The sequence below is a fragment of the Rahnella sp. P4_A8 genome, from assembly GCF_056402435.1.
Map to the genome: position 1 here is coordinate 1 of NZ_JBFUHK010000094.1, position 8,183 is coordinate 8,183.

7 protein-coding genes are annotated in these 8,183 nt (G+C 53.2%); 6 read left to right on the forward strand and 1 reads right to left on the reverse strand.

What is annotated here, in order from left to right:
• The 4 genes from dinG to AC1DUO_RS22425 form a co-directional block, all read left to right on the forward strand.
• On the forward strand, positions 1 to 2,022 hold a 2,022-nt coding region (gene dinG / locus AC1DUO_RS22410), incomplete at its 5' end, for an ATP-dependent DNA helicase DinG (RefSeq protein ID WP_477988813.1).
• Between the two features lie 45 nt (positions 2,023 to 2,067).
• Entirely contained in the window at positions 2,068 to 3,030 is a 963-nt protein-coding gene (ybiB, locus tag AC1DUO_RS22415) for a DNA-binding protein YbiB (protein ID WP_013574674.1), read from the forward strand.
• Between the two features lie 310 nt (positions 3,031 to 3,340).
• Positions 3,341 to 3,682, forward strand: a complete 342-nt coding sequence (locus AC1DUO_RS22420; RefSeq protein ID WP_013574675.1) for a zinc ribbon domain-containing protein YjdM — start codon at positions 3,341 to 3,343, stop codon at positions 3,680 to 3,682.
• 112 nt (positions 3,683 to 3,794) lie between these two features.
• Positions 3,795 to 5,657 carry a M3 family metallopeptidase gene (locus AC1DUO_RS22425; protein ID WP_477988815.1) on the forward strand — a complete coding sequence of 621 codons (1,863 nt, stop codon included), beginning with the start codon at positions 3,795 to 3,797 and terminating at the stop codon, positions 5,655 to 5,657.
• 85 nt (positions 5,658 to 5,742) lie between these two features.
• On the opposite strand, the gene AC1DUO_RS22430 is transcribed toward AC1DUO_RS22425, so the two are convergent.
• The gene (locus AC1DUO_RS22430) at positions 5,743 to 6,372 is read right to left on the reverse strand and encodes a flavin reductase family protein (protein WP_013574677.1); all 630 of its coding nucleotides are present in this window, start codon (positions 6,370 to 6,372) and stop codon (positions 5,743 to 5,745) included.
• Between the two features lie 206 nt (positions 6,373 to 6,578).
• On the opposite strand from AC1DUO_RS22430, the gene rlmF reads away from it, so the two are divergent.
• Positions 6,579 to 7,547 carry a 23S rRNA (adenine(1618)-N(6))-methyltransferase RlmF gene (rlmF, locus tag AC1DUO_RS22435; protein ID WP_013574678.1) on the forward strand — a complete coding sequence of 323 codons (969 nt, stop codon included), beginning with the start codon at positions 6,579 to 6,581 and terminating at the stop codon, positions 7,545 to 7,547.
• 342 nt (positions 7,548 to 7,889) lie between these two features.
• Positions 7,890 to 8,183: PAS domain S-box protein (locus AC1DUO_RS22440; RefSeq protein ID WP_477988818.1), on the forward strand; the 294-nt coding region annotated here is incomplete at its 3' end.

Genomic DNA, 8,183 nt, shown 5'->3' on the forward strand with positions numbered 1-8,183 from the left:
ATTGAGGCGCCAACCGGCGTCGGGAAAACGCTGTCCTATCTGATCCCCGGCATTGCCGTCAGCCGCGAGGAAGAAAAACCGCTGATTGTCAGCACCGCCAACGTGGCGTTGCAGGATCAGATTTTTAGTAAAGATCTCCCGCTGCTGAAAAAAATTATTCCGGATCTGAAATTCACCGGCGCATTCGGGCGTGGCCGTTATGTCTGCCCGCGTAATCTGGCGGCGATGAGTAACGAGAATGCGCAGGGCGACCTCGGGTTGTTCCTCGGCGATGAACTGGCGCCTTCCAGCGGCGAAGAACAGAAACTCTGTAAAACGCTGGAAACCGCGTTGTCCCGCTACGAGTGGGACGGATTGCGCGATCATTACCAGAAAACCATCGACGATCCGCTGTGGATAAAAATCAGCACCGACAAAGCCAACTGCCTCAGCCGTAACTGCCACTATTTCCGCGAATGCCCGTATTTTGTGGCGCGCAAAGAGATTGAAAGTGCCGATGTGGTGGTGACTAACCACGCGCTGGTGATGGCTGCGCTGGAATCGGAATCGGTGCTGCCGCCGGCGAAAGATCTGCTGCTGGTGCTTGATGAAGGCCATCATTTGCCGGAAGTGGCGCGTGATGCGCTGGAAGTTGAGGCCGAAATCACTGCGGTGTGGAATAACCTGCAACTGGACAACTTTGTGCGCCAGATTGAGCAATGTCTGGCGCTGTTCACCCCGAAAAATCCGCCGCCGCTGACCCATGCTGAACGCCTGCATAACCACTGTGCCGAAATGCGCGAACTGCTGCTGCTGATCGAGCAAGCGGTCAGCCAGCATCTGCCGCCTGCAGAACCGGAAGCCGAATACCGTTTCGAGCTGGGCGTCTTACCCCCTGAACTGACCGAACAGTGCAGCCGCCTGTTTAAACTCACCGATGGCCTGCGCAGCCTGGCAGAATACATGGTGAATGACCTCAGCGAGAAAACCGGCAAGCACGATATTATGCGTTTACACCGCGCGATTCTGCATATGAGCCGCATGCAGGGGTATCTCGAAACCATGAGCAAACTGTGGCGGCTGGCGGCGCTGGACAAGGCCTCGAATGCCCCGATTGGCAAATGGGTGACGCGTTCGTATTTCGATAACCAGACACATCTGGTGTTTCATTGCGCGGGGATCCGCGTCAGCGAACAGCTGGAAAAAATGCTGTGGCGCAAAGTGCCGCATGTGGTGATCACTTCCGCGACATTGCGTTCGCTGAACAGTTTTTCCCGGCTTCAGGAAATGAGCGGGCTGACGGAAAAAGCCGGTGACCGGTTTGTCAGCCTGGATTCGCCGTTTAATCACGTCGAGCAGGGCAAGCTGGTCATTCCGCAAATGACCCTCGAACCGGTGATGGCCAATGAGGCCGCGCATATTCAGGAAATGGCAGATTTCTTCCGCGCTGAACTGGCGAAAGGGGGGCATACCGGTCAACTGGTATTGTTTGCCAGCAACCGTGCGTTACAGCAGTTTGTGGCGCTGTTACCGGATTTACGCCTGATGTTACTGGTGCAGGGCGATCAGCCGCGCTACCGGCTGGTCGAGGAGCACCGTAAACGCGTCGCTGCGGGCACCACCAGCGTACTGATTGGCCTGCAATCGTTCGCCGAAGGGCTGGACCTGAAAGGGGAACTGCTGACGCAGGTACATATCCATAAGATCGCTTTCCCCCCTATCGACAGTCCGGTTATTCTGACGGAAGGTGAATGGCTGAAAACGCTGAAACGCTATCCGTTTGAAGTGCAGAGTTTGCCCAGCGCGTCATTCAATCTGATCCAGCAGGTCGGGCGACTGATCCGCAGCCATGAATGTACGGGCGAAATCGTGATTTACGATAAGCGCCTGCTGACAAAAAGTTACGGTGCACGCCTGCTGGCGGCATTGCCGGTATTCCCGATTGAACAGCGCGAAATGCCAGCGCCCGGTTCAGTGAAGCGTCCCGATATTCTCAAGACCGCGAAGAAAGACCCGGTTCGTCGCCGTGCGCGCAGACGATAACTTCTTTCCACTGACACATGATTGCACAGACAAGGTAAGGCTACGATGGATTACACCAAACTCATCAAAGAAGTGGGACGGGGCAAAAATCACGCCCGCGATTTGAACCGTGAGCAGTCGCATGCGTTGTATCGCCACATGCTGGCGGGCGAGGTGCCGGATCTGCAACTCGGTGCGCTGCTGATTGCATTTCGTATCAAAGGCGAAGCGGAAGAAGAAATGCTCGGTTTTTATCAGGCGATGGACGAGTGCGTGATGCGCCTTCAGGCACCGGCTGATCGTCCGCTGCCGGTCGTGATCCCAACCTATAACGGTGCACGTAAACAGGCGAATCTGACGCCGCTGCTGGCCATCCTGCTCAGCCGTCTCGGCTTGCCGGTGCTGGTGCATGGTGTGGATGAAGATCCTACCCGCATCACCAGTGCTGAGATTTTTCGTGCGCTCGGCATCCGCGCAGCACAAAGCCAGCAGGACGCACAACAGCTTTCAGATGCGGCTGACGCACCGGTATTTGTGCCAATCTCCGTACTTTGCCCGCCAGTCGAAAAACAGCTCGCGTTGCGCTGGCAGATGGGGGTGCGAAACAGCAGCCATACCCTGGCGAAACTTATCACGCCGTTTACCGGTCAGGATTCCCTGCGTTTATCGAGTGTTTCGCACCCTGAATACGTGCAGCGTGTTTCCTCGTTCTTCCGCCAGATTGATGGCCGTGCGCTCCTGACGCAAGGCACTGAAGGGGAAGTGTACGCGAACCCTTCACGCTTTCCGCAGACGCACTTTATCGCCGGTGGCGAACAGCGCGTACTGGCCGAAAAAGAAGAGATTTTCGGTGCGGACGTGCCGGCAAGCAAAGATGTCGCCACTACCGTTGCCTACATTCAGGAATGCCTGAAGGGCGAACGCGCTATTCCGCAGGCGATCATCACGCAACTGGCGTGTTGTCTGGTGGCCGCAGAGGTTTGTGCCGATATGGTTGAGGCCAGAATGATTGTGGATCAGATTTTTTAACCGAACTCGATCCGCTCCCTCCCTGCGAAGGGGAGGGTTGGGGTGGGGTATTAAGGTCAAAATCAGGCGTTTAAGTGTGCATAAGCATGGGTTTCGCCTTTAATACCCCCTCCCGGCCTCCCTCTTCGCAGGAGGAGGAGTTAAAAAACTGCCTGTATTCCTCTATAAATCCTGCGTTTAAGTCCGGCTCAGCTCCCCAAAAACTCCGTTACCCTGTTCAAAAGTGTGGTTAACCGTTAAAATAGAGAAACTACGAAATTTATTTCATGATTTCATTCGTTTTTTTATAAAATTTTATGGGGATTTAAATATGGAAACTTTACCAGCTTGCCCGACGTGTCAATCCGAATTCACCTGGCAGGACGGCGAAATGCTTAACTGCCCTGAATGCGGTCATGTCTGGTCGATGAACAGTGATGCTGCGGCAGATGATGATGTACTGAAAGTGGTGGATGCCAACGGCAATCTGCTGGCGGATGGCGATTCTGTCACCGTGATCAAAGACCTGAAAGTGAAAGGCAGTTCTTCGATGCTGAAAATCGGCACCAAAGTGAAAGGCATTCGTTTAGTCGAAGGCGATCACAACATCGATTGCAAAATTGATGGTTTCGGCCAGATGAAACTCAAATCTGAGTTTGTTAAGAAAAACTGATCTCCGCACCTTCCTGCCTGACGTTCAAAAGCGGTTTTGCCATATCGACATAACCGCTTTGCGAACATACACTCAATGCATAATCTCGTTAACTTTCAGCAGAGAAGAATGCATGAAACAGGCCCAGGACTACTTTAACGCCCTCAATCGCGATTACCTCAACGTTCATCAGGACAAAGAAAATTTGTTCTGGCAACACTATATGGGCACCGGTGATGACACTGTTTCTGCGGCTTTCTCCGCTGCTGAAACGGCGTACAAACGTTTTATCGCCCAGCCTTCCCGCCCGCAGGAATTGCGTGATGCGATTGCCCGCGTCGAAAAAGAATCCGCCAGCGAGGCGCGTGATGCCTTACTGCACGGTCTGCGTGGCTGGCTGAATTTCTTTGACTGTAACGTGATTGAAGACCCTAAAGCACAGGCGCTGCTGGATGAAATTATTCAGGCGGAATCGGCGCTGTTCGGCAAACGTAAGCAGTACCGCATGACGCACATCAACAGCAAAGGCGAGCGCGTTAATGCCTCCCTTGGCGAGCTGCTGACCAATCAGGCGAATAACGAAAATGAAGTCTACCGCCGGAGTTCGCAAAATGCATTGCGCGAACTGGAGGACTGGCTGCTGCATAACGGATTGCCTGAGCTGATCGGCTTGCGTAACCGTTTTGCGCGTCAGCTCGGTTACCGCAACTACTTCGATTATAAAGTGAATAAAACCGAGCGCATGTCGCCGGAACAGTTATTCGCCATCCTCGATCGTTTCGAAGAGCAAACCCGCGAAAGCAACACCCGCAGCCTCAATGAACTGGTCGCGCGTGAAGGCGACGCCGCACTATTGCCATGGAATATCCGCTTCGCCAGCGCCGGTGACGTCACCCGTCAGCTCGATCCTTACTTCCCGTTCGCTGATTCCCTGCGTCGCTGGATAGACAGCTTCAAGCGCCTGAATATCGGCTTTAACGGTGCAGAAATGCAGCTGGATTTGCTGGTACGCGAAGGCAAGTTTGAAAATGGTTTTATGCACGGGCCGGTGCCGCCGTTCTATGACAACGGCAAATGGGTGCCAGCAGTGATTAACTTCACCAGCCTGGCGAAACCTGATCAGATTGGCAGTGGCGCGAATGGCCTGAATACGCTGTTCCATGAAGGCGGCCATGCGGCGCACTTCGCCAATATCCGCCAGAATGCACCATGCTTCTCGCAGGAATTCCCGCCGACGTCCATGGCCTATGCGGAAACGCAATCCATGTTTTGCGACAGCCTGCTGGAAGATGCTGACTGGCTGAAACGTTATGCGAAAAATACCGCAGGTGAACCGGTGCCGGATGAACTGATCCGCGCCAGTATTGAAGCCCGTCAGCCGATGCGTTCCTTCAATGAACGTCACATTCTGCTGGTGCCGTATTTCGAGTGGCAGCTTTATCAGTGGCCGGATGAGAAACGCACGCCGGAAGCGATGACCGCGCTGGCGCGTGATGTCGAAACCCATATTCTGGGCGTCACCGGCAGTCCGCGTCCGACGCTCGCTATCCCGCATCTGCTTTCCATGGAATCCGCCTGTTCGTATCAGGGCTATCTGCTGGCGATGATGGYCGTGGAACAGACCCGCGCTTTCTTCCTGAAACGCGATGGTTATCTGACCGACAATCCGGCTATCGGTCCGGATCTGGCGAAGCATTACTGGACGCCGGGTAACAGCGTCAGTCACGACGATACCTTGCGCAGCCTGACCGGCGAGGGGTTCAATCCGGATTATCTGGCGCAGGCCTGTAATCAGACCGTGGATGCGGCGTGGCAGGAAGCGCAGCAGACCATTGAAAAGGCATCAAAACGTGAGCAACCTGAAGCGGATTTCGATCTGAATGTGCATATCCGCGTGGTGGATGGTGCGTTGATCCTCGCTGACAGTGCCGACGGTGATGACGCGATGTGTCAGGATTTTGCGGATTTCGTTGAACAGAACTACGGTAGAAAATAGTTACAGCAAAAAATAAAGATCATGAACATAAAAGCCACCGGCAGGGTCAACGTGCGGTGGCTTTTTTTTTGTCTTACGCCTCAGGTCAACGGGCGTCGGGGCGTATCAGGTCAAAGCGTAAATCTTCTGAAATACCGTAATAGGCAGAAGGGCCACCGGCGCGTAATACCGGTTCGGCAAGCGCAGTCTGATAAATGCCGTCAATCAGCAGATGTGGCGCGATATGCACGGCAACCACTTCGCCCAGCACCAGCCAGGTATCGATATCGCTACCGGCGGCCGTTTTAAGCTGAATACACTGCGTCAGTTTGCACTCAAAGTTCACCGGGCTTTCCAGCACGCGGTCAGCGGCAACCAGGGTGCCGGGTTGTGCGGTCAGACCGGCGAAATCAAACTCATCCGCGCCATGTTCCAGCGAGGCCGAACTTTCATTCATTTTCACCGCCAGCGGTCGGGTGGTGAGATTCCAGACGAATTCGCCGGTTTCGACGATATTCGCCACGCTGTCTTTCCAGCCACTGCTGGCAAAACCAATGATCGGCGGGCGGTAATTGAAACAATTGAAGAAGCTGTACGGCGCCAGATTGCGTTGTCCGGCGGCATTGCGTGATGAAATCCAGCCAATCGGACGCGGGCCGACAATGGCGTTTAACGGATCATGGGGCAGGCCGTGGCCTTTAGCGGGCTCGTAGTAGTAACGTTCATCAGTGTTCATGATTTTCCTCAGCAAATAATTCATAAAGACTATGATTTGTACATTACCCGAATTAATCAGACGTTGACCGTTTTTATGTGCCCGCCCGAGTCAGCATGCATCCGGCAGGCGGCGGCGCTTTGTGGTATCTTGTGCGCCATTCATAAATATCCAACGCCCCATCGCATATTTCATGCGTCGCGCACACCTTTCGGAGAGTCACTCAGGTGGAAAAAAAGAAAGTCTTCCCTCAGGAAAAAAGCGGTCTTCACCCGCGAAATCGTCATCGCAGCCGCTATGATTTCCCGGCCCTGATTGCCAGCAGCCCGGAACTTGCACCGTTCGTCGTCGAAAATAAATGGGGCGATTTGTCGGTTGATTTCGCCAACGCTCAGGCGGTAAAAGCCCTGAACCGTGCTTTGCTGCGCGATTGCTATCAGATTGAAAACTGGGATATTCCGGCTGATTACCTGTGCCCGCCAATTCCCGGGCGTGCAGATTATATTCACCATCTGGCAGATCTTCTGGCGGGCAGCAACAACGGCAATATCCCGCAAGGCAAAGACATTTCCGTGCTGGATATCGGTGTGGGCGCGAACTGTATTTACCCGATTATTGGTTTACGCGAATACGGCTGGCGCTTCACCGCCAGTGAGATTGATCCGGTATCAATGGCGGCGGCTAAAAAAATCGTCGCCACCAATCCGCAACTGACCAATCAGGTGCGTTTCCGTTTACAGGCGAAACCGCAGCGTATTCTCGACACCATTATCCGCCATGATGAGCGATACGACGCGGTGCTGTGTAATCCGCCGTTCCACGCTTCAGCGGCAGATGCGGCATCCGGCAGCCAGCGTAAACGTCAAAACCTGGGGCTGGACAGACGTGCGGGCACCGCAGAGCTTAACTTCGGTGGTCAGCACAACGAATTGTGGTGTGAAGGTGGTGAAGAAGCCTTTGTGGTCCGTATGGCAGAAGAGAGCGCCGGTAAAGCGCAGAACTGTTTCTGGTACACCGTGCTGATTTCCAAAAAAACGACGCTGCCGTTACTGTATGACGCACTTCGTGAAGAGGAAGCGACGGATGTCCGCACTGTCGAAATGGTGCATGGCAACAAGATCAGCCGTTTTGTCGCCTGGACTTTCCTGACGCCTTCGCAGCAAAAAAGTTGGGCAATCAAACGCTGGTCAGTCTGATCACGTTGTGAATTCCTGTATTCCAGCGTGTTTATCTGACGGTGAATATGCTGGAAAAAATACTCCTGCCAGCCCCTTTCTTTTTTGGTGAATTAAATTAAGCTTAATTGACTATAATAAAGTTTGTTAATTATCAGAGTAATGATTTTGCTGGTGAGCTTATTTTTCACTGCGCTATTTAAATTTTCACGCACCTGCCTAAACCCACCCAGGGGTCAGACTAATCTTTCGCATGTTGATGAGTAACTTTACTCATCATCTGTGGGAATTAGCACGTGTATTTTTATAAATTAACTGTGATTACACATTAATTCACGTTATCAGCCACAGGGTGTCTGTCCTATGCAATTATTTTCTCATCAGTTTAGTACGATATGGCGTGATAAATTCGCTGCGATCCAGCAGGCGGTTCCGATGATCGCTTTCACGCCGGAAGGCGTGGTGCTTGAGGTTAACGACCTGTTTCTCAGCAGCATGGGGTACAGCAGAAACGAGGTGATTGGTCAGCCTCACCGGATTTTCTGCACCCCGGAGTTTGTTGCCAGCGATGCGTATCGTCTTCACTGGGAAGGTTTGCGGCAGGGAAAGTCGGTCAGCGGAAATATTAAACGTGTACACAAAAACGGGAATATAATC

Coding starts and splice junctions, on each gene's coding strand:
- ybiB (WP_013574674.1), top strand. CDS start 2,068: ATGGATTACACCAAACTCATCAAAGAAGTGGGACGGGGCAAAAATCAC.
- AC1DUO_RS22420 (WP_013574675.1), top strand. CDS start 3,341: ATGGAAACTTTACCAGCTTGCCCGACGTGTCAATCCGAATTCACCTGG.
- AC1DUO_RS22430 (WP_013574677.1), bottom strand. CDS start 6,372: ATGAACACTGATGAACGTTACTACTACGAGCCCGCTAAAGGCCACGGC.